Genomic DNA, 1,187 nt, shown 5'->3' on the forward strand with positions numbered 1-1,187 from the left:
TGGTAATCCTCCCATAAATAACCGAAGTTAAAAGTAGAGGTTAAGCAGCCATTAGAGGTGGCCTTCCTTTGTTTGCTTGGTGTGGTCTTTCATAGTTGTAATGCCACAGCCAACTCGTTGCATAATCTTGTACTTCTTCCAGTGTGTCAAATAGATGCTTGCTTAGCCAGCTATAACGTATAGTCCGATTATAACGTTCAATATACGCATTCTGCTGTGGCTTACCTGGTTGAATATATTCAATACGAATACCTTGTTCAGTTGCCCAGCGTACAAATTCATGACTGATAAACTCCGGGCCATTGTCACACCGAATAACTAACGGCTTTTCTCGCCACTCCAGCAACTGATTCAACGTACGAATAACTCGGATTGTAGGTAATGAGAATCCTGCTTCAATCGCTAAGCCTTCTCGACGGTAGTCATCAATCACATTTAATAATCGGAACTTTCGACCATCGATCAGCTGATCATGCATAAAATCTAATGACCAGACCTGATTTTCTCGGATTGGTTCTTTCAATGGTTCAGGCGCGTGCCGTTTTAGTCTTCTTCTCGGTTTAATACGCAGATTTAGTGCCAACTCACAGTAAATGCGGTAAACCCGCTTGTGATTCCAGCAGTGATTCTCAACATGTCGTAAATATGAGAAGCACAGACCAAATCCCCAATCGGAATTTTCCTCAGTGAGTTCAATGAGCTGTTTAGCAATTAATGCATTGTCATCGCAAAGTTTAGCCTGATAACGGTAGCAGGTTTCACTAATGCCAAATGCAGAGCAAGCTAAACGGATACTAACCGCATGCAGGGCAACGGCTTGTTGAGCCATCTGACGTCGGCAAGATGGCTTCACCACTTTTTTGACATTGCTTCCTGAACAATCTCTGCCTTTAATCGCTCTTCAGCATACATTTTTTTTAGTCTGGTATTTTCTGCTTCCAGCTCTTTCAGTCGAGCCATCAATGAGGTATCCATACCGCCATATTTGGCACGCCATTTATAAAACGTGGCATTACTCATGCCATGTTCACGACAAAGGGTGGCTACAGGTGTGCCAGACTCCGCCTGTTTTAAAATGGACATGATCTGGCTGTCAGTAAATTTAGATGTTTTCATGCAGAATCTCCTGCTCGTATCTTAAGAGAAAATTCTACTTTTAGATCCTTTTATTTTTAGGGGGGATTACC

General features: G+C 42.5%; 1 protein-coding gene. It reads right to left on the reverse strand.

The features are described 5' to 3' along the window. Positions 1–40 precede the first annotated feature (40 nt). Positions 41–1,116, reverse strand: a protein-coding gene (locus tag ACPEPR_RS13775; RefSeq protein ID WP_104487443.1) for an IS3 family transposase whose coding sequence is annotated in 2 segments (ribosomal slippage) — positions 41–864 and positions 864–1,116 — 1,077 coding nt in all. Because the reading frame shifts where the segments join, the coding sequence is not laid out codon by codon here. Positions 1,117–1,187: the final 71 nt, after the last annotated feature.

Origin of the sequence: Acinetobacter sp. AND/436, assembly GCF_049546925.1 — a bacterium.
GTDB lineage: Bacteria > Pseudomonadota > Gammaproteobacteria > Pseudomonadales > Moraxellaceae > Acinetobacter > Acinetobacter indicus.